Raw genomic sequence first — 24,960 nt, forward strand, 5'->3', positions numbered from 1 at the left:
CACCGGGCAGGAACGGAAAGCGAGAAGCAGCCCCATGGCCGAGACCCACGTCCTCTTCGTCGAGGACGACGACGTGATCCGCGAGGCCACCCAGCTCGCCCTGGAGCGGGTCGGCTTCACGGTCACCGCGATGCCCGACGGGCTCTCCGGTCTGGAGGCGTTCCGCGCCGACCGGCCGGACATCGCCCTGCTCGACGTGATGGTGCCGGGCCTGGACGGGGTGAGCCTGTGCCGCCGTATCCGGGACGAGTCGACCGTACCGGTGATCATGCTCTCCGCGCGGGCCGACTCGATCGACGTGGTGCTCGGCCTGGAGGCCGGCGCCGACGACTACGTGACCAAGCCCTTTGACGGGGCCGTCCTGGTCGCCCGCATCCGGGCGGTGCTGCGCCGCTTCGGCCACGCTGCCGGGCCCGACGCCGCGGGGCCGGGCGGTACGCAGGCGGAGGACGAGGCGCTCGGCGGGGTGCTGGTCTTCGGCGATCTGGAGGTCGACACGGACGGTATGGAGGTGCGGCGCGCCGGTGAGCAGGTGGCGCTGACGCCCACCGAGATGCGGCTGTTGCTGGAGTTCTCGTCCGCGCCGGGCACGGTCCTGTCCCGCGACCGGCTCCTGGAGCGGGTCTGGGACTACGGCTGGGGCGGGGACACGCGGGTCGTGGACGTCCATGTGCAGCGGCTGCGCACCAAGATCGGCCAGGACCGGATCGACACGGTCCGCGGCTTCGGCTACAAGCTGCGCGGATGAGACGGGCACAGGTGGAGCGGCCGGTGGTGGGCCCATGAAGCGGCTGGCCCTGCGGACCGGTGTCCGCTGGAAGATCAGCATCGCCATCGCGGCGGTCGGCGCGCTCATCGCGGTGGCGCTGAGCCTCGTGGTGCACAACGCGGCCCGCGTCTCGATGATCGAGAACGCCCGCGAGGTGCAGTTGGAGCGGCTGCTGGGCGCCCAGCGCTTCTACGAGGCGACGAGCATGCAGAAGGGCGGCCCGAAGTTCGGGACGAAGCTCAACGACCCGGCCATCCCGCCGAGCCTGCGCGACGAGGTCCGCAAGAACCGCCGGGCCACCCATGTCGAGCAGGGGGCCGACGGGGTCCCCGAGGTCTGGGCGGCGGTGCCGCTGGCGGGCGGGGACGTGCTGTCGCTGCACACCCGGTTGGCGGACCGCTCCGCCACGATCATGGACGATCTGGACCGGGCCCTGATCATCGGCTCGGTCTCGGTGGTCTTCGGCGGCTGCGCGCTCGGGGTGCTCATCGGCGGCCAGCTCTCCCGCCGGCTGCGCAAGGCGGCGGCCGCGGCGGGCCGGGTCGCCCAGGGGCAGACGGACGTACGGGTCAGGGAGGCCGTCGGCGGGGTCGTCCGCGACGAGACGGACGAGCTGGCGCGGGCGGTCGACGCGCTGACCGACGCGCTGAACGAGCGGATCGAGGCGGAGCGCCGGGTCACCGCGGACATCGCCCATGAGCTGCGTACCCCGGTGACCGGGCTGCTCACGGCGGCCGAGCTGCTGCCACCGGGCCGCCCCACCGAGCTGGTACGGGACCGGGCCCAGGCGATGCGGACGCTGGTCGAGGACGTGCTGGAGGTGGCCCGCCTGGACAGCGCGTCGGAGCGGGCGGAGCTGCAGGAGCTGCGGCTCGGGGAGTTCGTCAGCCGCCGGATCGGGCTGCTGGATCCCGATGTGACCGTGCGGGTGATCCATGAGTCGTGGGTCTCCACCGATCCGCGCCGGCTGGAGCGCATCCTCGGCAATCTGCTCGGGAACGCCGCCAAGCACGGCTCCACCCCGGTGGAGGTCTCGGTCGAGGGCCGGGTGGTCCGGGTCCGCGACCACGGTCCGGGGTTCCCGGAGGAGCTGCTGCGGGACGGGCCGAGCCGGTTCCGTACCGGAAGCGTGGACCGGGCCGGGCACGGGCACGGGCTCGGTCTGACGATCGCGGCGGGCCAGGCGAGGGTGCTCGGGGCCCGGCTGACCTTCCGCAACGCGGCGCCCTCGGGTGCGGCGGAGGGCACGGGCGGGGCGATCGCGGTGCTGTGGCTGCCGGAGCACGCGCCGACGGTGACGGGGAGCTTCCCGGTGCTGCGGATGGCGGACCAGCGGCAGCCGTCGGACTGAGCGGCATCGGGTGGTCCGACGGAGAACCGCCGACGGCGGCCCCGCGCCCACGGGCCGGGCGGGGGAACGCCGACGGCGACCCCGAGGAGTGAGCCGTGAGGCTGTCCTCGACGTCGCCGTCGGTCGGGTGACCCGGGCGCACGCCCCGGGTACCGGGGTGTAACGGGTCCACTGAACGCTCTTCGGTTGTGCTGCGCGGCCGCCGGGTGCCGTGCGGCGCCGGGCGCCTGGCCTCCGGCTGGGGGTCGCGCGGTTACGCCGGCCGGATCAGATGGAGACGTGCACCGAGCGGAGGAACGCGGCCGGGTTCAGCGCCGAGCCGTAGTTCGGGGTGGTGCGGATCTCGAAGTGCAGGTGCGGGCCGCTGGAGTTGCCGGTGTTGCCGGACAGGGCGATCTTCTGGCCCGTCTTCACGGTCTGGCCGATCTTCACGTTGACCTTCGACAGGTGCGCGTACTGCGAGTACTTGCCGTTGGAGTGCTTGATCACGACGGCGTTGCCGTACGCGGGCCCGTCACCGGCGCCGTTCGGGCCGGCCTTCACGACGGTGCCCTTGTGGGCGGCCACGACGCTGGTGCCGATCGGCACGGCGAAGTCCTGGCCGGAGTGCTTGGCGGCCCAGCGGGCGCCGCCGGTGCCGTAGCTGGCGGTCAGCTTGTACTTCTTGACCGGGGTCTTCCAGGAGGCGGCGTTCTTCTTCGCGGTCTTCTTCTTGTCCTCGGCCTTCTTCTTGGCGTCGGAGGCCTTCTTCGCGGCCGTCTTCTTCGCCGCGTCCGCGGCCTTGGCCTGCGCGGCAGCCTGCTGGGCGACCGAGTCGGCGGTCGTGCTCGCGGCAAGGGGGGCGGCGGCGTCGGTGCCGCTGGAGGCGAACGCCGTTCCGGCACCCAGCACCACGGACGCCCCCAGGCCGGCGGCCAGGACGGCGCCACGGACGCGGAAGGCGGACGGGCGGACGGTGTGCTGGTTCGTTGCGCGCTTCATACGAGGAAGTCCTCCGAAGGTGAGTGGACCCGGCGTGCTGTCCGGGCTTGCTCAACCTTGGTAACCCGCACCCCGGCCGATGCTCAAACACCCCATCTACGAAGAAAAGCCGTAGAGAGGGTGGGGGGAATTGACCGAAGTTGTCCCTCCGTGAGGGGTTGGAGCGGGCGACGAAATCCTCCGCGCGAAAGGCGTTTAACCCCTGTTCCATGGAGTTCTTTCCGGACATGGAACCGCGAAACGGTCGTATCACCCAGAACCTCGGAAGGGCCTGTCGACGCCGGGCCGAAGGTCCCGCGGCCGATCCCGGCCACTCCTCCTAGCCCGGGTAGTAGGCCTGTTTCGGGCTGTGCGCCTTGTCACCGCCGGTGGGACCGAAGTCCTTCCGATTCGGGACCTTCGGCCCGCTACTTCACTACGCTGACGGGAAAGCGACACCGCACCCCGGGGGACCCCATGACGGCCGAGAACACCCATGCACTGGACGGCATCGAGCTCGCGGACGCCGTCGCGTCCATCCGCAACCAGCTCATCGACGCGGCGACCCGGGGCACGGACCACCCCGTCTCCTTCGCGGTCGGCGACATCCAGATGGAGTTCACCCTCGAACTGCGCCGGGAGGCGAAGGCGGGCGGCAAGGTGAAGGCCTGGGTGGTCGAGGCGGGCGCGGACGCCGCCCGCACCACGGGCCGCACGCACAAGGTCGCCTTCACCCTGACCCCGCGCAACGCCGCGACGGGCGAGGCGTGGGAGATCGGGACCGAGGACGACGGGTCGACGGCGGGGTTCGGTGACGGGGCCTCCCGTCCATGAGCCCGCCCGTCGTCCACCCCGCCGACCGTACGGTGGTCGTCACCGCGATCCAGCAGGGCAGCGGCGTCCTGCTCACCGACCGGCTGGTCCTCACCTGCGCCCACGTGGTCAAGTCCGGCTCCGTCCTGATCGCCCACCCGGCCGTCTCCGACCGGGTACGGGCCACGGTCGCCTGGATCGACTACCGGCTGGACGTGGCCCTGCTGGAGGCCGTCGAACCGGTGCGCCCGGTCCCGCCCGTGCGGCTCGGCGTGGTCGACACCCGCCAGGCGATACCCGAGTGCGAGATCACCGGCTTCCCCCGCGTCCAGCGGTACGGCCCCGACCGGCGGCTGGAGGCCGACCAGTACACGGCGACCGTCCTGCCCCTGGCGGGCCGGCTCCGCGACCTGCTGGTCTGCGACCTCGACGGCCCGCCCGCCACCCGCCCGGACGACGAGCCGGCCGCCCTGTCCGGGCTGTCCGGCGGCCCCGTCTTCATGGGGGACGTGCTGCTGGGCGTGGCCCGCCGGGTTCCGCAGCAGCGCGACGGCCGCCGGGTCGAGTGCGTGCCGCTCGCTCCCGTCCTGGCGGCCGGCCCCTTCCGCCTCGTCTACCGGCGGACCGGGGTCGACCTGCGCGAAGAGCGCGTCCACGGCAGCTTCCCGCGCGACCTGCGGTACGAGGCGGAGTACGCGCAGGCGCTCGGCGTCGCCTACCGCCGTACGAAGATCTTCGGGCTGGACGAGCTGAGCCGGCACGACCGGGAATGGGACCTGGACACCGCGTATCTGAGCCTGGAGGCCCAGGCCCAGGACCGGGCCGCCCCGGGCCCGCCCCTCCCCCGCCGCATCGACGACCTGCTCGCCGACCGCCCCCGGGTCCTGCTGCGCGGCGAGGCGGGCGCGGGCAAGACGACGCTGCTGTGGTGGCTGGCCGCCCACGCCTCGGCCCGCACCCTGGACGACGCGCTGGCCCCGCTCAACGGACTGATCCCCTTTGTGGTGCCCCTGCGCACCCTGCGCGCCCGCGGGGCGACGTTCCCGGGACCGGCCGAGCTGTCGGGTGCGGCGGGGCTGGTGGTCGACACGGCGCCGGAGGGCTGGGCGGGCCGGGTATTGGAGTCGGGCCGGGCGCTCTTGCTGGTGGACGGGCTGGACGAGGTGCCGCCCGAGGAGCGCGAGCAGGCCCATTCCTGGCTCTCGCAGCTCCTGGGCCGCTACCCGGACACCCGGTGCGTCGTGACCGTACGGCCGCTCGCCGTCGAGCCGGACTGGCTGCGGTCGGAGGGCTTCGCCGAGTTACGACTGCTGCCGATGCGGAACGAGGACATCCAGGCGTTCGTGGCCTCCTGGCACCGGGCGGCCCGGTTGTCGGAGGAGGAGGACGCCGAACGGCTGGACGAGCTGGAACGCGACCTCTCGCACCAGTTCGACCAGAACTCCACGCTCCGTGACCTGGCCCGTACACCGCTGCTCTGCGCGGTGATCTGCGCCCTGCACCGCCGCCGCGACGGCTTCCTCCCGGAGACCCGCTGGAAGCTGTACCGCTCGGCCCTGGAGATGCTGCTGGGCCACCGCGACCACCGCCGCCGGATCGGGAGCCCCGAGGGCATCGACCTGGACGTCGAGGAGCACACGCAGCTCCTCCAGCGGATCGCGGTGTGGCTGGTCCGGGAGGGCCAGTCGGAGTTCACCCGGGACCAGGCGCTGCGCCAGCTCCGGCGCGCCCTGGCCGGGATGGAGCGGGTCAGCGTCCAGGGCCCGCCGGAGAAGATCCTCACGCATCTGCTCAACCGCAGCGGTCTGCTCCAGGAGCACGGGGACGACACCTACCAGTTCATCCACCGCACCTTCCAGGACTACCTGGCCGCGAAGGAGCTCGTCGAGGACGACCACCTGGGCGAACTGCTCCGCCACGCGGACGAGGAGCCCTGGCAGGACGTGATCCTGCTGGCGGCGGGGCATTGCGGGCGGCGCGAACTGGGCCTGCTGGTCACCGGATTGCTGGACGCGGGCGAGAGGCGCGAGCCAGGACTCGACCGGACCGACCTCCACGTCCTGGCCGCCCTGTGCGCCCAGCACGCGGCGTGGCTGGACGGGGCGGTACGGGACCGGGTCCGGGCGAGCGTCGCGGCGCTGTTCCCGCCGACGGACGACGACCAGGTGGAGACCCTGAGCCGACTGGGCGAGGCGGCGTTGGAGTTTCTGCCCGGTCCGGAGAGCTTGCTGTCCGATCACCCGTCAGTTCGGTGCGTCATCCGGTTGCTGGGCTGGATCGGAGGCCAGGCGGCTGTCCCCCACGCCCGAGCGTGGGCCTTGACGCATACCGAGCTGGGTCACGAATTCATCAGGGCCTGGGACAACTTCCCGCCGGGCGAGTACGCGTCACAGGTGCTGGAGTCCTGCCGACTCGCAGGGGACTTCGTCCTGGTCTCCCGCAGGCATGTGAGTTACCTGCCTCGTCTGAAGGAGATCGACCAGGTCCTGATGACGGGCGACCTCACCGAGGCGGAGTTCCGGAAGGCCGTCGAGGCTCACCGCCTCACCCGGCTGGGGTTCGACGACAACCAGCTGATCAGCGACCTCGGATCACTGGCCTCGTCCGTGCCGGGCCTGGTCCTCCTCCATCTGTCGCGATGCTCTGCCATCCAGGACTTCGAGCCCCTGGTGGACTTCCCCGCACTGGACAGCCTGGGCCTGTATCACTGTGGTCCGGCTCGGCTGGACAAGCTGCCGGCCCTTCCCAGGGTCGTCTACTTGAGCATGCACGGTGACAGTCCCATCAGCCTGGGCGGGCTCTCGTCCTGGCATTCACTCACCTCGCTCGCTCTGTCCCGGCCCGCCTCGTTCGCCGATGTGGCAGCGGAGTTGCGAGCGCACACGGGCATCGTCATCCTCAGGCTCGCCGCACCCCCGTCACCTGCCGACTGCGGCGCCGCTGGCCCGGTTCCCTCCGTCGAGCACCTCACCCTCGACACCCCTGGGCAGGAAGGCTTTGCCCTCCTGCGACAGACCTTTCCCGCACTCCGGTCGCTCACGGTCATCAACGCCGCCGCGTACCCGCAGGTCGACCTGACGCCGCTGCGCAACTGGCCGGGCCTGGAAGTGACCATTCAGGACTACGGGAAAGGGGCTGCCCCGGACCGGCCGTGAAGCCGATTCCGGGGCAGCCCCTCACACGCGCTCGGGCTGACGCCCTACCCGCGCGTCACGCGTCCTTCGACAGGTTCGGGCCGGCGCCGCCTGCCGCCTGCTCGATCGGGGGGACGTCGGGCAGAGCCGACTTCTCCTCGCCGCGGAAGGTGAACGTCTTGTCGTCACCCTCGCCCTCCGTGCCCACGACCACGATGTGACCGGGACGCAGCTCACCGAAGAGGATCTTCTCGGAGAGGATGTCCTCGATCTGCCGCTGGATCGTCCGGCGCAGCGGCCGGGCGCCCATCACGGGGTCGTAGCCCTTCTTCGCGAGCAGCGTCTTGGCCTCGCCACTGAGCTCGATGCCCATGTCGCGGTCCTTGAGGCGCTCGTCGACCTTGGCGAGCATGAGGTCGACGATCTGAATGATGTCTTCCTCGGTCAGCTGGTGGAAGACCACCGTGTCGTCGACACGGTTGAGGAATTCCGGTCGGAAGTGCTGCTTGAGCTCTTCGTTGACCTTGATCTTCATGCGCTCGTAGTTGGTCTTGACGTCGCCCTGGGCGGCGAAGCCCAGGTTGAAGCCCTTGGAGATGTCCCGGGTCCCGAGGTTGGTCGTCATGATGATGACCGTGTTCTTGAAGTCCACGACCCGGCCCTGGGAGTCGGTCAGGCGACCGTCCTCCAGAATCTGGAGCAGGGAATTGAAGATATCGGGGTGGGCCTTCTCGACCTCGTCGAAGAGGACGACGGAGAACGGCTTGCGGCGCACCTTCTCGGTGAGCTGGCCGCCCTCCTCGTAGCCCACGTAACCGGGGGGCGAACCGAAGAGGCGGGAAACCGTGTGCTTCTCGCTGAACTCCGACATGTCGAGGGAGATCAGCGCGTCCTCGTCGCCGAAGAGGAATTCGGCGAGCGTCTTGGACAGCTCCGTCTTACCGACACCGGACGGGCCGGCGAAGATGAACGAGCCACCGGGGCGCTTCGGGTCCTTCAGACCGGCTCGCGTACGGCGGATCGCCTGCGAGAGGGCCTTGATGGCGTCCTTCTGGCCGATGACGCGCTTGTGGAGCTCGTCCTCCATGCGCAGCAGACGGGAGGACTCCTCCTCCGTCAGCTTGAAGACCGGGATGCCGGTGGCTGTGGCCAGGACCTCGGCGATCAGCTCGCCGTCGACCTCGGCGACGACGTCCATGTCGCCGGCCTTCCACTCCTTCTCCCGCTTGGCCTTCGCCGCCAGCAGCTGCTTCTCCTTGTCGCGGAGGGAAGCCGCCTTCTCGAAGTCCTGGGAGTCGATGGCCGACTCCTTGTCGCGGCGGACACCCGCGATCTTCTCGTCGAACTCGCGGAGGTCCGGCGGCGCGGTCATCCGGCGGATGCGCATCCGGGAGCCGGCCTCGTCGATCAGGTCGATCGCCTTGTCCGGCAGGAAGCGGTCCGAGATGTACCGGTCGGCCAGGGTCGCGGCCTGGACGAGGGCCTCGTCCGTGATGGAGACCCGGTGGTGGGCCTCGTAGCGGTCGCGCAGACCCTTGAGGATCTCGATGGTGTGCGGCAGCGACGGCTCCGCGACCTGGATGGGCTGGAAGCGCCGCTCCAGGGCCGCGTCCTTCTCCAGGTGCTTGCGGTACTCGTCGAGCGTGGTGGCACCGATGGTCTGGAGCTCACCGCGCGCCAGCATGGGCTTCAGGATCGAAGCCGCGTCGATGGCGCCCTCCGCGGCACCCGCACCGACCAGCGTGTGGAGCTCGTCGATGAACAGGATGATGTCGCCGCGGGTGCGGATCTCCTTGAGGACCTTCTTCAGGCGCTCCTCGAAGTCACCCCGGTACCGCGAACCGGCGACCAGGGCGCCGAGGTCCAGGGTGTAGAGGTGCTTGTCCTTGAGGGTCTCGGGCACCTCGCCCTTGACGATCGCCTGGGCCAGGCCCTCGACGACCGCCGTCTTGCCGACACCGGGCTCGCCGATGAGGACGGGGTTGTTCTTGGTCCGGCGGGACAGCACCTGCATGACCCGCTCGATCTCCTTCTCGCGCCCGATGACCGGGTCGAGCTTGGACTCACGAGCGGCCTGGGTGAGATTCCGGCCGAACTGGTCGAGCACCAGGGACGTGGAGGGCGTGCCCTCGGCGGGGCCGCCCGCGGCCGCCGTCTCCTTGCCGCCCGAGTATCCGGAAAGCAGCTGGATGACCTGCTGCCGGACCCGGTTCAGGTCGGCGCCCAGCTTCACGAGGACCTGGGCGGCGACGCCCTCGCCCTCGCGGATCAGGCCGAGCAGGATGTGCTCGGTGCCGATGTAGTTGTGGCCCAGCTGAAGGGCCTCGCGGAGCGACAGCTCCAGGACCTTCTTGGCTCGCGGGGTGAAGGGGATGTGCCCGGAAGGAGCCTGCTGCCCCTGCCCGATGATCTCCTCCACCTGCTGGCGGACCGCCTCGAGCGAAATCCCGAGGCTCTCCAGGGCCTTAGCGGCGACACCCTCACCCTCGTGGATCAGGCCCAGGAGGATGTGCTCGGTGCCGATGTAGTTGTGGTTGAGCATCCGGGCTTCTTCCTGAGCCAGGACGACAACCCGCCGCGCGCGGTCGGTGAACCTCTCGAACATCGTTAATCGCTCCTCAGAGCGGTCGGTCAGTGAGGGGTCGGTCCCCTCCCAGTCCTTCCGCATGCTAGTCCCGCAGGACGGGACAGCTCATTCCAACTGCCGACATCCGTCCGGATCACCCCGCGCCGGGCGGGGATTCTTACTGCCGAACAGCTGACAACTGCTCCAACCCGATGGTGCGAGACGATGTTCCCGCAGGCCAGGCAGATACCCCTTTCGCCAGTACGCCGATGGCGAACGTGAGACGCCTCGGCCAGCGTGTCGCCCCTTCCCACTAGGAAAGTCTTACCCGCAATCACTGACAGTCCATGCGGCGCGCCCCGGTTCCCTCCGCTACGGGCGAACATCCTTGCGCTGCTGCATGCTCCCGAGCGCCCCCTCGGCCAGGACACGCCGTGACGCAGCGCGGACGGTGCGTAACTCCGGAGGTGATTCGGCGGTTCATCGGACATGACCCCTGCCGTCCCGCAGCCCCGCTCGTCGCCCGATGCCGCTCCGGGTCCCGCCGACGCCGCACTCGCCCGGCGGTACGCGCGGGAGCTGGGCTGGGCCACCGCGGGGCGGAATCCGCTGCACCTGCTCACCGGAGAGTCCTTCGATGTGCTGGAGCTGCCCGCCGAGGCCGGCCACGCCGTGCTGCGGCGCGGTGTGCGTACCGGCCCGGTGCTGCTGTCCGGTACGCGGATGGGGCTGCTGGTCGCCGCGGGCGGCGCCGATGAGCTGCCGGGGCTGCTCGACTGGCTGGAGTGGCGCCCCCTCGCGCCGGACCTGACCGCCGTGGGCGCGGAGGGCCGGGTCGTCGCCCCGCCCCTCCCGGGCTCCGCGGGGGGCTCGACGGGGGCCGCTGTCTGGCTGCGGCCCCCAGAGCCGAGGCACGCGCCCGGGCCGGCGCTGCCGGCCCTCGCAGGCTTCGGGAGCAGCGGTGGGGGTGCCCCCGATCTCGTACGCCTGGTGGACGCGGCGGCGACGGAATGCCATCGGGTCCGGTTGTCACACGCCCGTTCCGGCGTGCCGACAGGGGTGCTGACAAGGGGTTCGGCAGATCAGCCGTTGGCCTTCTCGTAAGCCTCACGGATCTCGGCGGGAACACGGCCGCGGTCATTCACATTGTGGCCGTTCTCCCGGGCCCACCGGCGGATTTCCGCGGTGTCCTTGTTACCGCCGGCGGCGGCGCGGCCCTTGCCGCGGCCCGTGGCGGCACGGCCACCGGTGCGACGTCCACCCTTGGTGTAGGGCTCGAGAAGGCCGCGAAGCTTGTCCGCGTTGGCCGTGGTGAGGTCGATCTCGTACGTCTTGCCGTCGAGGGCGAACGTGACGGTCTCGTCAGCCTCGACACCGTCGAGGTCATCGACAAGAAGGACCTGAACCTTCTGTGCCACGGGATTTCCTTTCATCGAAAATGGAGTACGCGGAAAGGAAACCGCTTTTCCCGGGAAAACACAAACCCTCGGGAGAGGTTCAGCAGCCCGGGAAGACGGGAAACATGCGCGATTCGGACATAGGGAGGCAGGTCCTTCTGCAGATCACAGGTGCAGAAGCATCCGGCTGTTGCCCAAGGTGTTCGGCTTCACTCGTTCGAGACCGAGGAACTCCGCGACACCCTCGTCGTAGGAACGCAGCAGCTCGCTGTAGACATCGGTGTCGACGGGCGTCTCTCCGATCTCGACGAAGCCGTGCTTGGCGAAGAAGTCCACTTCGAAGGTGAGACAGAAAACCCTGCGGACACCGAGCCATCGCGCGGTCTGCAAGAGCTTCTCCAGCACGTGATGCCCGACTCCCGCACCCTTCAGGCGGGGGTCGACGGCAAGCGTCCGCACTTCTGCCAGGTCTTCCCACATGACATGAAGTGCGCCGCAGCCGATGACGGTCGCGTCCTCGTCGCGTTCCGCGACCCAGAACTCCTGGATGTCCTCGTAAAGGGTGACGGTCGCTTTGTCGAGCAGGATGCCCCCGGACACGTACCCGTCGAGGAGTCGTCGTACCGCCCCGACATCACTCGTCCTGGCCCGCCGGACGGAGATGGCGGGCTTATTTACCGACGGGTCGGTATGGAGTTCGGTATCGGGATCGCTTTGCGGCTGCTCTGAGGACATGCCCCGACGCTATCGCCCGCTCTCCGGGGTCGCGTCATCGGTCGGGGCGTCATCTCCGGCGGCGCCGGCGGTCGGTTCCGCGGGGCTGCCCGGGGTGGTTTCGGTCGGACCGGGGGCGGTTCCCGTGAGATTGGGGGAAACCATACGAACGGCGTCCTGCAGTGCTTCGCGCTGCTCGGCGGACATCATCCCGAAGAACGCGACAAGCGCTGCGGCGGGGTTGTCGCTCTGTGACCAGGCTTCGTTCATCAGTGCGGCCGAGTAGGCGGCCCTGGTGGAGACGGCCGTATATCGATAGGCGCGGCCGTCGACTTCCCTGCGGACCCAGCCCTTCTGATGGAGATTGTCCATTACCGTCATCACGGTCGTGTACGCGATGGACCGTTCCCGCTGGAGGTCCTCAAGGACTTCCCGCACCGTGACCGGTCGGTTCCATTGCCAGACGCGCGTCATCACGGCGTCTTCGAGGTCTCCCAATTGACGGGGCACGCGATCACTTTAGTGCCAGATGTCCCGAATGGTCGGCTCTTTACGCAGCAAAAAGCGCACGGCTCTCGACGAGTCGCGCACTCGGGGTCGCGCGCCGGGAAGACGCGGGGCGGGGGTCGCCGCTCCCGCGGTCAGACATTCTCCGGACGAGCGGTCTGCTTTGCGGATTCCGCGCGGGCGATCGCCGCGTCCACCGCGTCGTCCTCCTTGGACTTGTTCGGACCGCCCTGGCTCTTGACGATGATCACGATCAGGGAGACGAAGAAGACGGCCATCACCACGGGGGGCACAAGCGCGGATACGTAGTCCATGCCGTCCAGAGTAGCGAGCCCGGAACGGCCGGACGCGGCGACCTCCCGGTGGAGGCCGCCGCGTCGGGGAGCACCGGAGGGTCAGCCGGCCGCCCGCTCCTCGGACGGGGGCGGTGCGGGCCGTCGGCGCGGCGGGAAGACCTCGGAGGGCTTGGGCATGGGGCGGTCGCCGGGCTTCTGCGGCTTGCCGGGCGCGGCCGGGGTGCTGGGCCGTTCCGGCTCCCGGGAGGCCGCGCGGCCGCCGGGCAGGGCGAGCAGTCGGCTGCGGGGGCCGGGGGCCGCGGCGCCGGCGGAGCGGCCGGCGAGCCGGGCGCGCACGGAGCGCTCGGCGAGCACCTGGCAGCGCTCCAGGAGGGCCGCCGCGAGCGGTCCGCCGCGCAGGGCCCGCAGGGCGGCCAGATCGTCCGGGCGGGGGTCGTAGCCGGCCGCCAGGGCGTCCTGGAGCAGCTCCAGATAGCCGGCGGCGGAGCCGGGGAGGGCGCTGCGGTAGCGGGCGAGGTCGGCGAGGAGGAACGCTCGCAGCCGACCCGCCTCGCCGACCGCCTCGTCCACGGAGCCCGCGAGCCGCAGGCAGTCCTGGACGTCCTCGTCGGACAGGGGCATGGGGTGGAGGGCGATGGCGAGGGCACGTCGGAGCACCCGCAGCTCGTCCGCGCTGAACGCCATGCCGCCTCGTGAACCGTAGGGCGTGGGCATAACGCGACAATACGTGCTAAATGGACAAAATCCGTTTAACTGGTCGTCGGTGGCGCGGCGTGGCAGAACGGTCCGACGGCCGCGGCCCCGGCCGTTCCCGCAGGTACGCCGGGGTCTTGTGCGGCCCCCCTAGGCGCGGGACACGTTCCGCTCGTAGACCAGGCGCAGCCCGATGAGCGTCAGCCACGGCTCGTGCTCGTCGATGGCCGAGGACTCCCCCAACACCATCGGAGCAAGGCCGCCCGTCGCGATGACGGTGACGTCGTCCGGGTCGGCGGCCAGCTCCTTCTTCATCCGGGCCACCACCCCGTCGACCTGGCCCGCGAAGCCGTAGATGATGCCGGACTGCATGGCCTCGACGGTGTTCTTGCCGATCACGCTGCGCGGCCGGGCCAGCTCGATCTTGCGGAGCTGGGCGCCCCGGACGCCGAGCGCCTCGACCGAGATCTCGATGCCGGGGGCGATCACCCCGCCCGCGTACTCGCCGCGCGGGGAGACCGCGTCGAAGGTGGTGGCGGTGCCGAAGTCCACGACGATCGCCGGGCCCCCGTACAGCTCGACGGCGGCGACCGCGTTGATGATGCGGTCCGCGCCGACCTCCTTGGGGTTGTCCATCAGGATCGGCACGCCCGTCTTGACCCCGGGCTCGACCAGCACGGCGGGGACGTCGCCGTAGTAGCGGCGGGTGACCTCGCGCAGCTCGTGCAGGACCGAGGGGACGGTGGCGCAGATCGCGATGCCCTCGATGCCGTCGCCCAGCTCCATGCCGAGCAGCGGGTGCATGCCCATCAGGCCCTGGAGCAGGACGGCCAGCTCGTCCGCGGTGCGGCGGGCGTCGGTGGAGATCCGCCAGTGCTCGACGATCTCCTCGCCGTCGAAGAGGCCGAGGACCGTGTGCGTGTTGCCGACGTCGATGGTGAGCAGCATCAGACGTCGGCCCCGTCCCCGGCGGAGGGGGACGCGTCCGCGTCGCGGAAGTCCAGGCCGATGTCGAGGATCGGCGAGGAGTGGGTGAGCGCGCCGACCGCGAGATAGTCGACGCCCGCGTCGGCGTAGGCGCGGGCCGATTCGAGGGTGAGGCGCCCCGACGACTCCAGGATCGCCCGGCCGTCGACCAGGGCGACCGCCTCGGCGGTCTCGGCCGGGGTGAAGTTGTCCAGCAGGATCAGGTCGACGCCCGCGTCCAGCACCTCGCGGACCTGCTCCATCGTGTCGACCTCGACCTCGATGGGCAGCTCGGGGAACTCGGCGCGCACGCGCTTGAACGCCTCCGCGACGCCTCCCGCGGCGATCACGTGGTTGTCCTTGACCAGGGCCGCGTCGGAGAGCGACATCCGGTGGTTGACGCCGCCACCGCAGCGCACCGCGTACTTCTCCAGCGCGCGCAGGCCCGCCGTCGTCTTGCGGGTGTCGCGGACCTTGGCCTTGGAGCCCTCCAGCGCGTCCGCCCAGGCACGGGTGGCGGTCGCGATGCCGGAGAGGCGGCAGAGCAGGTTCAGCGCGCTGCGCTCGCCGGTCAGCAGGTCGCGGGTGCGGGTGGTGACGGTCAGCAGCTTCTGGCCGGGGACGATCCGGTCGCCGTCCTCGACGTGCCGCTCGACCTCGAACTCCTCGGTGCAGACGATCGACAGGACCGCCTCGGCGACCCGGAGCCCGGCGACCACGCCGGCCTCCCGGGCGGTGAAGTCACCGGTGATCACGGCGTCCTCGGGGACGGTCGCCACGGTCGTGACGTCCACCCCGCCGTCGAGGTCCTCCTCGATCGCCACATGCGCGACGTCCTCGACCTGGACCGGGTCGAGCCCCGCCTCGGCCAGCAGCAGGGCGAGCGCGGGGTCGAGGCCGCACTCCAGGGCGTCGGGGTCGAAGCCGTCGCCACAGCCGCAGCCGTCGCCGCAGCCGCCTTCCGCCGGTGCGGACGCTGCGGGCGCGCCGACGCTGATCAGCGGTACGTCCACGGGAGTGGGGCGCGGATTCTCTTCGGGCGTGCTCACGGTGTCGGCTCCTCGGGGGCGTGGCGGGTGGTGCGGGTGCGACTGGTGCTTCGGGTGGTGCCGGTGGTGCGTGTGTTGTTGCGTGCGGTGCCGGGTGTGGTGCCTGTGCTGCTCCGCGGGTGCGGCGGAGCGGCTGCTTCCAGCAGTCTGCTCAATCCGACGGGCGTACGGGCGGGAATGCGGCGGTCTCCGTGCGGTGGACGACCGGGGTGCGGTCCGGTCCGATGCGGACGACCAGGTGGCGGCGGCCGTGGGCGTCGTCGCGGTCGGGCCGGTCCTCCCGCCAGTGGCAGCCTCGGGTCTCCTCGCGTTCCCTGGCGGCGGCCACCAGGACCCGGGAGACCAGGAGCAGGTTGGTGACCTCCCAGGCGTCGACCCCCGGGACGACCGCCTTGGCTCCGTCCGCCTCCGCGGCGGCGGCGGCCTCGCGGTGCAGGGCCTCCAGCCCCTCGGCCGCGGCGCCCAGGGAACCGGCGGAGCGCAGGACTCCGGCGCCCCGGGTCATCGTGCGCTGGACCGCCGTACGGGCCTCGGGGGACAGCAGCGGGACGAGGTCGTCCGCGTCACGGGAGGCCTCCACCGGTTCGGTGCGGGGCGGGCGGGCCTCGGCGATGTCGGCGGCGATGCGCTCGGCGAAGACCAGGCCCTCCAGCAGGGAGTTGGACGCGAGCCGGTTGGCCCCGTGCACTCCGGTGCAGGCGACCTCGCCGCAGGCGTACAGGCCGGGGACGGTGGTGCGGCCCCGCAGGTCGGTGCGGACGCCGCCGGAGGCGTAGTGCGCGGCCGGGGCGACCGGGATCGGCTCGGTCACCGGGTCGATGCCGTGGGACCGGCAGGCGGCCAGGATGGTGGGGAAACGCTGCTCCCACATGGCCGCCCCGAAGTGCCGGGCGTCCAGATACATGTGCTCGGCGCCCGTCTCGTGCATCCGGCGCGTGATGCCCTTGGCGACGATGTCGCGCGGGGCCAGCTCGGCCAGCTCGTGCTGTCCGAGCATGAAGCGGACGCCGTCGGCGTCGACGAGATGCGCGCCCTCGCCCCGTACGGCTTCGGAGACCAGCGGCTGCTGGCCCTCGGAGTCCGCACCGAGGAAGAGAACCGTGGGGTGGAACTGGACGAACTCCAGGTCGGAGACCTCAGCCCCGGCCCGCAGGGCGAGCGCGACCCCGTCGCCGGTGGAGACGGGGGGGTTGGTGGTGGCGGAGAAGACCTGGCCCATGCCGCCGGTGGCGAGGACCACGGAGGGGGCCCGGACCGCGCCGACGCCGTCGTGCTGCCCCTCGCCCATGACGTGCAGCGAGACGCCCGCCGTACGGCCTTCGGCGTCCGTGAGCAGGTCCAGGACGAGCGCGTTCTCGATGGTGTGGAGGGCGGCCTCGCGGACCGCCTCGACCAGGGCGCGGGAGATCTCCGCGCCGGTCGCGTCGCCGCCCGCGTGGGCGATGCGGCGGCGGTGGTGGCCGCCCTCGCGGGTGAGTGCGATGTCGCCGCTGTCGGTGGTGTCGAAGTGGGCGCCGGTGGTGATCAGCCGGCGTACGGCGTCGGGGCCCTCGGTGACCAGGGTGCGGACGGCCTCCTCGTCGCAGAGGCCCGCGCCCGCGACGAGGGTGTCGTCGAGGTGCTGCTCGGGGGTGTCGCCCTCGCCGAGCGCCGCCGCGATGCCGCCCTGGGCCCAGCGGGTCGAGCCGTCGTCCAGGCGGGCCTTGGTGACGACGACGGTGTCCAGGCCGGCGTCGGCGCAGCGCAGGGCTGCGGTGAGCCCGGCGACGCCGGAGCCGACCACCACGACGTCCGCGTCGATGGACCAGCCGGGGGCGGGGGCGGTCAGCCGTATTCCGGTCACGTCAGGGCTCCGAAGGTGAGGGGGATGTTGTCGATGAGGCGGGTGTTCCCGACCCGGGCCGCGACGGCGAGGATCGCCTCCCCGCTCTCGCGGTCGTCCGGGATCTCGGTGAAGTCCGCCGGGTCCACCAGGGCCAGGTAGTCCAGGACGAGCGGAACGCTGTTCCGGGCGGCGGCCTCGTCCAGGATGGTCCGGGCGGCGGCGCGGACGGCGGCGGGCGCCCCGCCCGGCCGGACCAGCGCCACGGCCTGGGCGTCGGCGGCGGCCCGGGCCTCGCCGAGCCTGTTGAGCCCGGCGGCCCGGTCGCCGCCGGGCGCGGTGGCCCTGGCCCGCTCGTGCAGGGCCTGCTGGGCGGCGAGCCGGTCCCGGGCCGCGAACAGGGCGCGGGGCAGGGCGAGGGCGGTGTGCCGCTCGGGCGGGGAGAGGAAGCGGTTGCGGCTGGAGAGCGCGAGGCCGTCCGCGTCCCGGACGGTGGGGACGCCGGTGATCCGGACGCCGAAATTCAGGTCCCGGACCATACGGCGGATCAGGGCGAGCTGCTGGGCGTCCTTCTGCCCGTAGAACGCCTCGTCGGGGCGGGTGAGGTGGAGGAGCTTGGCGACGACGGTGAGCATCCCGTCGAAGTGCCCGGGGCGGGACGCTCCTTCGAGGCGCTCGCCCATCGGGCCCGCGGTGATCCGGACCTGGGGCTCGCCCCCCGGGTAGACCTCGTCGACGCCGGGGGCGAAGACCGCGTCGGCGCCCGCCGCCGCGGCGGTCTCCAGGTCTGCGTCCAGGGTGCGCGGATAGCGCTCCAGGTCGGCGGCCTCGCCGAACTGGAGCGGGTTCACGAAGACGGTGACCACGACCTGCCCGTCCGGTCCGGCCGCTTCGCGGGCCGCGCGGATCAGGGTGGCGTGGCCCTCGTGCAGCGCGCCCATCGTCATGACGACGGCCCGCTCGGCCCCGGCGGGGCGGGGCAGCGCGTCCAGCTCGGCGGCCGTGCGAAGGAGGGCCGGCCGCATCGTGCGGGTCATCGGGTCTCCCCCGGTCCGGGGCCGCCGGGGCGGCGCTCCTGGTCGGCCAGGACGACGAGGAGGTCCTCGGCCAGCTCGGCCTTGAGCAGGCCGTGGGCGAGCGCCCGGTCGGCCGTGGCGCGGGCCATCGCGACATATCCGGCCACCGCCTGCGGGGCGTGGGCGCGCAGCTCACCGATGTGGGCGGCGACCGTGCCCGCGTCCCCGCGGGCGACCGGGCCGGTCAGCGCGGCGTCGCCGGAGCGCAGGGCGTTGTCCAGGGCGGCGCCGAGCAGCGGGCCGAGCATCCGGTCGGGGGCGGCGACCCCGGCCCTGGCCAGCAGCTCCATCGACTGGGCGACCAGGGTGACCAGGTGGTTCGCACCGAGGGCGAGGGCCGCGTGGTAGAGCGGACGCGCCTCCTCGGCGATCCACTCGGGCTCGCCGCCCATCTCGATGACCAGGGCCTCGGCCGCGAGCCGCAGCTCGTCGGGGGCGGTGACGCCGAAGGAGCAACCGGCGAGCCGCTGGACGTCCACGGCGGTGCCGGTGAACGTCATCGCGGGGTGCAGCGCGAGCGGCAGCGCCCCGGCCCGCAGCGCGGGGTCCAGCACGCGTGTCCCGTACCGCCCGGAGGTGTGGACGAGGAGCTGGCCCGGCCGTACGGCGCCGGTCTCGACGAGGCCCTCGACCAGCGTGGGCAGCACATCGTCGGGGACGGTCAGGAGCACCAGCTCGGCGCGGGCCAGCACCTCGGCGGGCTCCACCAGGGGCACGTCGGGGAGCAGCGCCGCCGCGCGGCGGCGGGAGGCGTCGGAGACGCCGGACACGGCGACCGGGCGGTGCCCGGCGAGCTGGAGCGAGGCGGCGAGGGCGGGTCCGACCCGGCCCGCGCCGACGACGCCGACCGTGAGACGGGCGGGGCGGTCCCTCGCGTCGAGGGGTTCCTTCGAAACTGATGCGTTCACGCGGCGATGGCCTTCCGTTCCAGTCCGCGGGGGGTACCGGACGACTTCTCTGCATGCTACGCCAGCGTTTCGGGGAAGCCCCGCCCCCGCCCACAGCCTGTGGATAACTTTCCGGGCGGGACGGAATACCGCGGGCGCGCCGCCGGAGGTCCGGGTGATGATCGTCCCATGGCGACCATGGATGAGCAGGAGCAGCGGCGGCGCAGGCTGACCGCTTGGCGGGGTGCGCGGCGGGTGCTGGCCCGGGTGGGCGCGGACGGCTCGCTGGGCGAACGGCTGGCGGCGCTGGCCGCCGACGCCCCGTCCGTACACGATCCGAACGACTGGACCGATGTGTACGGCGGCGGGGTCGTCGCCGATCTGGAACGGCGGACGGCACGGCTGCTGGGGATGGAGGCGGCGGCGTTCTTCCCGACCGGGACGATGGCCCAGCAGGTCGCGCTGCGGTGCTGGGCGGGGCGTACGGGCAACGCGACGGTGGCGCTGCATCCGCTGTCCCACCCGGAGGTGCACGAGGGCGGGGCGCTGGGGGTGGTGAGCGGGCTGCGCACGGTGCATCCGACGTCGGAGCCGAGGCTGCCGGACCCCGAGGAGGTCCGGGAGTTTCCCGAGCCGTTCGGCACGCTGATGCTGGAGCTGCCGTTGCGGGACGCCGGGTTCGTCCTGCCGTCCTGGGAGGAGCTGACGGCGGTGGTGGATGCGGCCCGGGAGCGGGACGCGGTCGTCCACTTCGACGGGGCGCGGCTGTGGGAGTGCGGTCCGCACTTCGGGCGGGAGCTGGCGGAGATCGCGGGGCTGGCGGACAGCGTGTACGTGTCCTTCTACAAGTCGCTGGACGGGCTGTCGGGGGCGGTGCTGGCGGGGCCTTCGACGCTGGTGGAGGAGGCGCGGGTGTGGCGCCACCGGTACGGGGGTCAGCTCTTCCAGCAGTTCCCGGCGGCGCTGTCCGCCCTGCTGGGGCTGGAGCGGGAGCTGCCGCGCCTTCCGTCGTACGTGGCCCACGCGAAGGTGGTGGCCGGGGCGCTGGCGGAGGGGTTCGCGGCGGCGGGGGTGCCGTGGTCCCGGGTGCATCCGGAGCCGCCGCACACGCACCAGTTCCAGGTCTGGCTGCCGTACGGGACGGAGGTGCTGGACGAGGCGTCGGTACGGCAGGCGGAGGAGACGGGGGTGGCCCTCTTCCGGCGCTGGTTCGCGGGGACGGGCGGGGCGGGGCTGCCGCCCGGGACCTCGTTCACCGAGGTGACGGTGGGGGGTGCGGGGCTGGAGTGGTCGGCGGGGGATGTGCGGGATGCGGTGGCGGGGTTCGTGGGGCTCGTGCGGGGGCTCGCGTAGCGCCGGGGCCGGCCCGGAGGCGGGAGCCGCTTCAGTGCCGGGGCCCCGGCCCTCCGGGTTCCGTCCTCAAGCACCGGACGGGCTGGAGATGCCGGGGCCCCGGGTCCTCAAACGCCGGACGGGCTGGGTGGGGCGGGTGGGCTGGAGAGGCCGCGGGTCGGAGGGTGCGTCAGCCAGTGCCTGTACATGTCGCGCAGGACCTCGCGGTCGTGGCGGCCCGGGGGCGGCGGGGCGGGCTCCGAGAGCTGGGCCGCGCGGTAGGTGTCGAGCATGTGCTGCTGGATGGCGTCCATGGCTTCAGCCTGCGCGGCTCGCGACGGACCCGCGCGTTGATTGACGCGCCCCGTCAATCGGATCGTCGGCCCGGGCCCGTACCCCCACTATGGAGGGGTGAGCGTGCACATAGACATCGCGGGACTGCCCGCCGGCCACGTCGTCTTCTCGACCTCCCCCCTCGCCGAGCTGGGTCTCGCCCTGCACGCGCTCTCCGAGCCCGGCCACCATCCCGGGCTGCACGGCTGGGCCACCGCGACCGCCGCGGCGCTGGAGCCCGACCTCGCGGACAGGATGCTGGAGGCGGAGTTCCTCTGGCGGAACACCTTCTCCGATGTGTTCATGCCGTTCGCCGGCGTCCGGGGCGGCGACGGGCAGACCGGGGCTAGTCTCGCCGAGGACCTCGACCTGCTGGACAAGCTGGACGACGAGCGCTTCGTCGGCGCGGCGCTGGAGTTCACCTGCGCCAGCCATTACGAGGCCGGGGCGCCGTCCCCGCTGAAGGACGCGGGGATGCGGGGGCGCGCCCTGGACCTGGCGGCGGCTCGCGGTCCGCAGCAACTGGACTTCACCCGACGGCTGCTGGCCGACCCCGCCTCCGTACGCGGTTGGATCCGGCGCCTCTTCGAGGACTGCGACCAGGCCTTCTTCGCCGACACCTGGCGCCGGGTCTCCGTCCAGATGGCCGCCGACGCCCGGCACAAGACGGAGCTGCTGCGGCGCAAGGGGCTCGCCGACGCGGTGGGGGCCGTGTCCCCCGCCGTGACGCTCGACCCGACCGGCACCCGGATCAGCGTGGACAAGCTCTCCGAAGCCCGGACCACCGCCACCGACCCCGAGGTCGGCGAGGGCCTGACGCTCATCCCGACGAGCTTCGGCTGGCCGCACCTGATGGTGCTGCACGCCCCGGGCTGGCGGCCGGTGATCCACTACCCGGTCCATCTGCCCGACCTGCCGGCGCCCGCCTCCGTGGAACTGCTGCAACTGCGGCTGGAGGCGCTGGCCCACCCGATGCGGATGCGGCTCTGCCGGAACCTGGCCCGCTCCCCGTACACCACCGGCGAACTGGCCGACTCCAACGGCATCACCTCCCCCGAGGTCTCCCGCCATCTCTCCGTGCTCAAGAAAGCCGGCCTGGTCACCACGCGCCGCCGGGGCCGCTATGTCCTGCACCAGCTGGACCTGACGGTCGTCGCCCGGCTCGGCAGCGACTTCCTGGAGGGCGTCCTGCGCTGAGCCCCGGCCCGCGCCCCGGCTCCTCAGCCCGCGCCGCCGCCGGCCCGGACCAGGCCGGTCTCGTAGGCGAGGACGACGACCTGGACCCGGTCGCGGAGGTTCAGCTTGGTGAGGATGCGGCCGACGTGTGTCTTGACCGTGGCCTCGGAGAGCACCAGCCGGGCCGCGATCTCCCCGTTGGAGAGGCCCTGGGCGACCAGGAGCATGACCTCCCGTTCGCGTTCGGTGAGCTTGCCGACGTGCTTGTTCTTCGGCTCCTTCTCACCGCTGGGCAGCATCGGCGAGAAGCGGTCGAGCAGCCGGCGGGTGGTGGACGGGGCGACGACCGCGTCGCCGCTGTGCACCGAACGGATCGCGGCGAGCAGCTCGGCGGGCGGCACGTCCTTGAGCATGAAGCCGCTGGCCCCGGCCTTCAGCCCGGAGAAGGCGTACTCGTCGAGGTCGAAGGTGGTCAGGATGAGCACCTTCGGCGGGTCCTGCTGCGCGCAGATCCGGCGGGTCGCCTCGACGCCGTCCAGGCGGGGCATGCGGACGTCCATCAGGACCACGTCGACGGCGGTGGACCGCAGCATCTCGATCGCCTCCGCCCCGTCCCCGGCCTCGGCGACGACCTCCATGTCGGGCTGGGCGGCGAGCACCATCCGGAAACCGGTCCGCAGCAGCACCTGGTCGTCGACGAGCATCACGCGGATGGCGGTGGTCATGAGGATCGTGTCCTGTCCTGGGGGTCAGTCGTGGTCGGGGTGGTCGTGAGGCCGGTCAGCCCGGGGGTTTCAGCGGCAGCAGGGCGCTGATCCGGAATCCGCCGCCGGGCCGGGGCCCCGCGTCCAGGGTGCCGCCGACCATGCCGACCCGCTCCCGCATCCCGATCATCCCGTGCCCGGCGCCGTCCGCGCCGCCGTCCTCGTACAGCTCGTGCGCCGCGCCCCGGCCGTCGTCCTCGATGAGCAGCCCGAGGCCGTCGTCGAAGTAGACCAGCCGGACGCTGGCCGCGGCGTCGGGTCCGCCGTGCTTGCGGGTGTTCGTCAGGGCTTCCTGCACGACCCGGTACGCGGTCAGCTCGACACCGCTGGGCAGCGGACGCGGGGTGCCCTCGACCTTGAAGTCGACCTCCAGGCCGGTCTGCCGCACCTGCGCGACCAGGTCCTCGATCTGTTCGACGTCGGGCTGGGGGACGTACTCCCCGCTCTCCGGGGCGTCACCGGTCCGCAGCACCCCGAGCAGCCGCCGCATCTCGGCGAGCGCCTGGCGGCCGGTGCTGGAGATGGTCTCCAGGGCCTGCTTGGCCTGGTCGGGGGCCGCGTCCATGACATAGGCGGCACCGTCGGCCTGGACGACCATCACGGACACGTTGTGCGCGACGACGTCGTGCAGCTCCCGGGCGATCCGGGCCCGCTCGGCGGCGACGGCGACCTTGGACTGCGCCTCGCGTTCCCGCTCCAGGCGGGCGGCACGCTCCTCCAGCTGGTCGAAGTAGGCGCGCCGGGTCCGCAGCGAGTCCCCGAGCACCCAGGCCAGCACGAACGGCACGGTCATGATGACCGTCACGAAGATCACCTGGGCCCAGGACCCGCCGGGCTCGGCCTCCCACCGCAGCTGGGAGAGGGCCGCCGCGCTCAGACTGCCGATCAGGGCGAGCCGGGACGCCCAGCGCTCCCCGACCGTGGCCACCGTGTAGGTGATCACCAGCATCGCGAAGTTCCCGATGCCCGGCCGGACGTCGAACACCAGCTGGACGACGCCCACCAGGATGGCGAGCAGCAGCATCTTCTCGGGGGCCTTGCGGCGCAGCGCCACGACGGTGGAGAACCCCAGCGCGACCGGGACCGCGACGATCTCCTCGCGCCCGGCGTCGTACATGCCCGAGACCATCGACATGCCGGAGAGCCCGAGGAGGAAGACGGCCCAGAAGACGTCGACGCCCGTCGGGTGTCTGCGGATGAAGTCGTAGAGGCGCTGCACGTGACTAAGCGTAGGGACAGGTGATCGGTGCCCGGGTCAACCGGAGGGTCGATCCGGGTCCTGGGACCGTACTCCCCAAGGTGGAGACTTGCCTACGTGACGGACGAATGGCGCGGTTGGCGGGAGGCGGCTCAGGCCGCTCTGTACGGGGATGAGGGCTTTTATCGCAGCCCGGTGCGGAGCCCGGCGGGGCCCGCGGGCCACTTCCGTACCTCGGTGCACGCCTCGCCCCTCTTCGCGACGGCGGTGGCCCGGCTGTTGACCGGAATCGCCCGGGAGCTGAACACCGGCACGGTCGCGCTGGTCGATGTGGGGGCGGGCCGCGGTGAGCTGCTGACCGGAGTGCTGGCCGCGCTGGCCGCACGGCCGGAGGCTCCGGACGTGACCCCGTACGCCGTCGAGGTCGCCGCCCGGCCGCCGGGTCTCGATCCCCGGATCGAGTGGTGCGCCGAGCCGCCGGCCGGGGTCACCGGGCTGCTGTTCGCCAACGAGTGGCTGGACAACGTTCCGGTGGAGGTGGCGGAGGCGGACGCGGAGGGTGTTCCCCGGTACGTCCGGGTGCGGACCTCGGACGGTGCGGAGCGCCTGGGTGCCCCGGTGACCGGGGCGGACGCCGCGTGGCTGGAGCGCTGGTGGCCGCTGTCCGCGCCGGGTGAGCGGGCGGAGATCGGCCGCCCCCGGGACGCGGCCTGGGCCCGGGCCGTGGGCTCCCTGACCGCCGGTCTCGCGGTGGCGGTGGACTACACGCATGTACGGGGCGCCCGCCCGCCCTTCGGGACGCTGACCGGCTTCCGGGGCGGGCGCGAGGTGCGCCCGGTGCCGGACGGCTCCTGCGACCTGACCGCGCATGTGGCGCTGGACGCCTGCGCGGCGGCGGTCGCGGAGGCGAGGGCGGAGGCGAGCACCGAGCTGACCGACCAGCGGGCGGCGCTGCGCCGTCTCGGCGTCGGCGGCGACCGGCCGCCGCTGGGCCTGGCCGGCACCGATCCGGCGGGTTACGTGCGCGCGCTGGCGGCGGCGGGCGAGGCGGCGGAGCTGACCGCGCGCGGCGGCCTCGGCGACTTCGGCTGGCTGCTGCACCGGGTGGGGCTGCCGGCCCTGCCCCCGTGACGCCCGCCCCCGGACCCGGTCAGGGA

Annotated in this window: 23 protein-coding genes; 8 read left to right on the forward strand and 15 right to left on the reverse strand. The window is 72.3% G+C overall.

Features of this window, described 5'->3' with window-relative positions; all coding sequences use genetic code 11:
• Positions 1-34 precede the first annotated feature (34 nt).
• Positions 35-748, forward strand: a complete 714-nt coding sequence (gene cseB, locus RNL97_RS14210; RefSeq protein ID WP_030581686.1) for a two-component system response regulator CseB — start codon at positions 35-37, stop codon at positions 746-748.
• Between the two features lie 34 nt (positions 749-782).
• Positions 783-2,120: a two-component system sensor histidine kinase CseC gene (cseC, locus tag RNL97_RS14215; protein ID WP_030581689.1), complete on the forward strand. Its 1,338-nt coding sequence runs from the start codon at positions 783-785 to the stop codon at positions 2,118-2,120.
• Positions 2,121-2,387: 267 nt separating this feature from the next.
• Here cseC and RNL97_RS14220 read toward each other — a convergent pair whose 3' ends face one another.
• Positions 2,388-3,101 carry a M23 family metallopeptidase gene (locus RNL97_RS14220; protein WP_313750761.1) on the reverse strand — a complete coding sequence of 238 codons (714 nt, stop codon included), beginning with the start codon at positions 3,099-3,101 and terminating at the stop codon, positions 2,388-2,390.
• 456 nt (positions 3,102-3,557) lie between these two features.
• On the opposite strand from RNL97_RS14220, the gene RNL97_RS14225 reads away from it, so the two are divergent.
• Both RNL97_RS14225 and RNL97_RS14230 read left to right on the forward strand, forming a co-directional pair.
• Positions 3,558-3,914 (forward strand): trypco2 family protein, encoded by a 357-nt coding sequence (locus tag RNL97_RS14225; RefSeq protein ID WP_030581695.1) that lies wholly within the window; start codon positions 3,558-3,560, stop codon positions 3,912-3,914.
• Entirely contained in the window at positions 3,911-7,048 is a 3,138-nt protein-coding gene (locus RNL97_RS14230; RefSeq protein WP_313750762.1) for an NACHT domain-containing protein, read from the forward strand. The genes RNL97_RS14225 and RNL97_RS14230 overlap by 4 nt, the downstream gene beginning before the upstream one ends.
• 55 nt (positions 7,049-7,103) lie before the next feature.
• On the opposite strand, the gene RNL97_RS14235 is transcribed toward RNL97_RS14230, so the two are convergent.
• On the reverse strand, positions 7,104-9,632 hold the full coding sequence (locus RNL97_RS14235) for an ATP-dependent Clp protease ATP-binding subunit (RefSeq protein ID WP_030581701.1): 2,529 nt from the start codon (positions 9,630-9,632) through the stop codon (positions 7,104-7,106).
• Positions 9,633-10,082: 450 nt separating this feature from the next.
• Between RNL97_RS14235 and RNL97_RS14240 the strand changes: the two genes are divergently transcribed.
• Positions 10,083-10,697 (forward strand): SCO3374 family protein, encoded by a 615-nt coding sequence (locus RNL97_RS14240; RefSeq protein WP_030581704.1) that lies wholly within the window; start codon positions 10,083-10,085, stop codon positions 10,695-10,697.
• Here RNL97_RS14240 and RNL97_RS14245 read toward each other — a convergent pair.
• The 10 genes from RNL97_RS14245 to RNL97_RS14290 form a co-directional block, all read right to left on the reverse strand.
• The gene (locus tag RNL97_RS14245) at positions 10,676-11,011 is read right to left on the reverse strand and encodes a histone-like nucleoid-structuring protein Lsr2 (protein ID WP_006125504.1); all 336 of its coding nucleotides are present in this window, start codon (positions 11,009-11,011) and stop codon (positions 10,676-10,678) included. The genes RNL97_RS14240 and RNL97_RS14245 overlap by 22 nt on opposite strands.
• A gap of 144 nt (positions 11,012-11,155) precedes the next feature.
• The gene (locus tag RNL97_RS14250) at positions 11,156-11,725 is read right to left on the reverse strand and encodes an amino-acid N-acetyltransferase (RefSeq protein WP_030581707.1); all 570 of its coding nucleotides are present in this window, start codon (positions 11,723-11,725) and stop codon (positions 11,156-11,158) included.
• Between the two features lie 9 nt (positions 11,726-11,734).
• Complete coding sequence (locus RNL97_RS14255) at positions 11,735-12,214, reverse strand: BlaI/MecI/CopY family transcriptional regulator (protein ID WP_078652009.1); 480 nt, start codon at positions 12,212-12,214, stop codon at positions 11,735-11,737.
• A gap of 131 nt (positions 12,215-12,345) precedes the next feature.
• Positions 12,346-12,525 carry a hypothetical protein gene (locus tag RNL97_RS14260; protein WP_030581713.1) on the reverse strand — a complete coding sequence of 60 codons (180 nt, stop codon included), beginning with the start codon at positions 12,523-12,525 and terminating at the stop codon, positions 12,346-12,348.
• An 81-nt stretch (positions 12,526-12,606) separates the two neighbouring features.
• Positions 12,607-13,191: a hypothetical protein gene (locus tag RNL97_RS14265; protein ID WP_243316323.1), complete on the reverse strand. Its 585-nt coding sequence runs from the start codon at positions 13,189-13,191 to the stop codon at positions 12,607-12,609.
• 159 nt (positions 13,192-13,350) lie between these two features.
• Complete coding sequence (locus RNL97_RS14270) at positions 13,351-14,148, reverse strand: type III pantothenate kinase (RefSeq protein WP_030581719.1); 798 nt, start codon at positions 14,146-14,148, stop codon at positions 13,351-13,353.
• Entirely contained in the window at positions 14,148-15,215 is a 1,068-nt protein-coding gene (gene nadC / locus RNL97_RS14275) for a carboxylating nicotinate-nucleotide diphosphorylase (RefSeq protein ID WP_032765424.1), read from the reverse strand. The genes RNL97_RS14270 and nadC overlap by 1 nt, the downstream gene beginning before the upstream one ends.
• A 151-nt stretch (positions 15,216-15,366) precedes the next feature.
• Positions 15,367-17,058: an L-aspartate oxidase gene (locus RNL97_RS14280; RefSeq protein ID WP_313750763.1), complete on the reverse strand. Its 1,692-nt coding sequence runs from the start codon at positions 17,056-17,058 to the stop codon at positions 15,367-15,369.
• Positions 17,055-18,074 (reverse strand): pantoate--beta-alanine ligase, encoded by a 1,020-nt coding sequence (gene panC / locus RNL97_RS14285; RefSeq protein WP_030581729.1) that lies wholly within the window; start codon positions 18,072-18,074, stop codon positions 17,055-17,057. The genes RNL97_RS14280 and panC overlap by 4 nt, the downstream gene beginning before the upstream one ends.
• A complete protein-coding gene (locus RNL97_RS14290; protein WP_030581731.1) occupies positions 18,071-19,021 on the reverse strand; it encodes a Rossmann-like and DUF2520 domain-containing protein in 951 nt (316 codons plus the stop codon). The genes panC and RNL97_RS14290 overlap by 4 nt, the downstream gene beginning before the upstream one ends.
• A 168-nt stretch (positions 19,022-19,189) precedes the next feature.
• On the opposite strand from RNL97_RS14290, the gene RNL97_RS14295 reads away from it, so the two are divergent.
• A complete protein-coding gene (locus RNL97_RS14295) occupies positions 19,190-20,353 on the forward strand; it encodes a threonine aldolase family protein (protein WP_313750764.1) in 1,164 nt (387 codons plus the stop codon).
• A gap of 107 nt (positions 20,354-20,460) precedes the next feature.
• Here the strand turns inward: RNL97_RS14295 and RNL97_RS14300 are convergent, their stop codons facing one another.
• A complete protein-coding gene (locus tag RNL97_RS14300) occupies positions 20,461-20,646 on the reverse strand; it encodes a hypothetical protein (RefSeq protein WP_030581737.1) in 186 nt (61 codons plus the stop codon).
• 103 nt (positions 20,647-20,749) lie between these two features.
• Here RNL97_RS14300 and RNL97_RS14305 point away from each other — a divergent pair, with 103 nt between their 5' ends.
• Positions 20,750-21,862: a DUF5937 family protein gene (locus tag RNL97_RS14305; protein ID WP_313751626.1), complete on the forward strand. Its 1,113-nt coding sequence runs from the start codon at positions 20,750-20,752 to the stop codon at positions 21,860-21,862.
• 23 nt (positions 21,863-21,885) lie between these two features.
• Here the strand turns inward: RNL97_RS14305 and RNL97_RS14310 are convergent, their stop codons facing one another.
• Positions 21,886-22,566 carry a response regulator transcription factor gene (locus RNL97_RS14310; protein ID WP_030581743.1) on the reverse strand — a complete coding sequence of 227 codons (681 nt, stop codon included), beginning with the start codon at positions 22,564-22,566 and terminating at the stop codon, positions 21,886-21,888.
• Between the two features lie 55 nt (positions 22,567-22,621).
• Complete coding sequence (locus RNL97_RS14315) at positions 22,622-23,824, reverse strand: sensor histidine kinase (protein WP_030581745.1); 1,203 nt, start codon at positions 23,822-23,824, stop codon at positions 22,622-22,624.
• Between the two features lie 96 nt (positions 23,825-23,920).
• Here RNL97_RS14315 and RNL97_RS14320 point away from each other — a divergent pair, with 96 nt between their 5' ends.
• Positions 23,921-24,934: an SAM-dependent methyltransferase gene (locus RNL97_RS14320; protein WP_243314278.1), complete on the forward strand. Its 1,014-nt coding sequence runs from the start codon at positions 23,921-23,923 to the stop codon at positions 24,932-24,934.
• Positions 24,935-24,960 lie beyond the last annotated feature (26 nt).

The sequence above is a fragment of the Streptomyces parvus genome, assembly GCF_032121415.1.
GTDB lineage: Bacteria > Actinomycetota > Actinomycetes > Streptomycetales > Streptomycetaceae > Streptomyces > Streptomyces globisporus_A.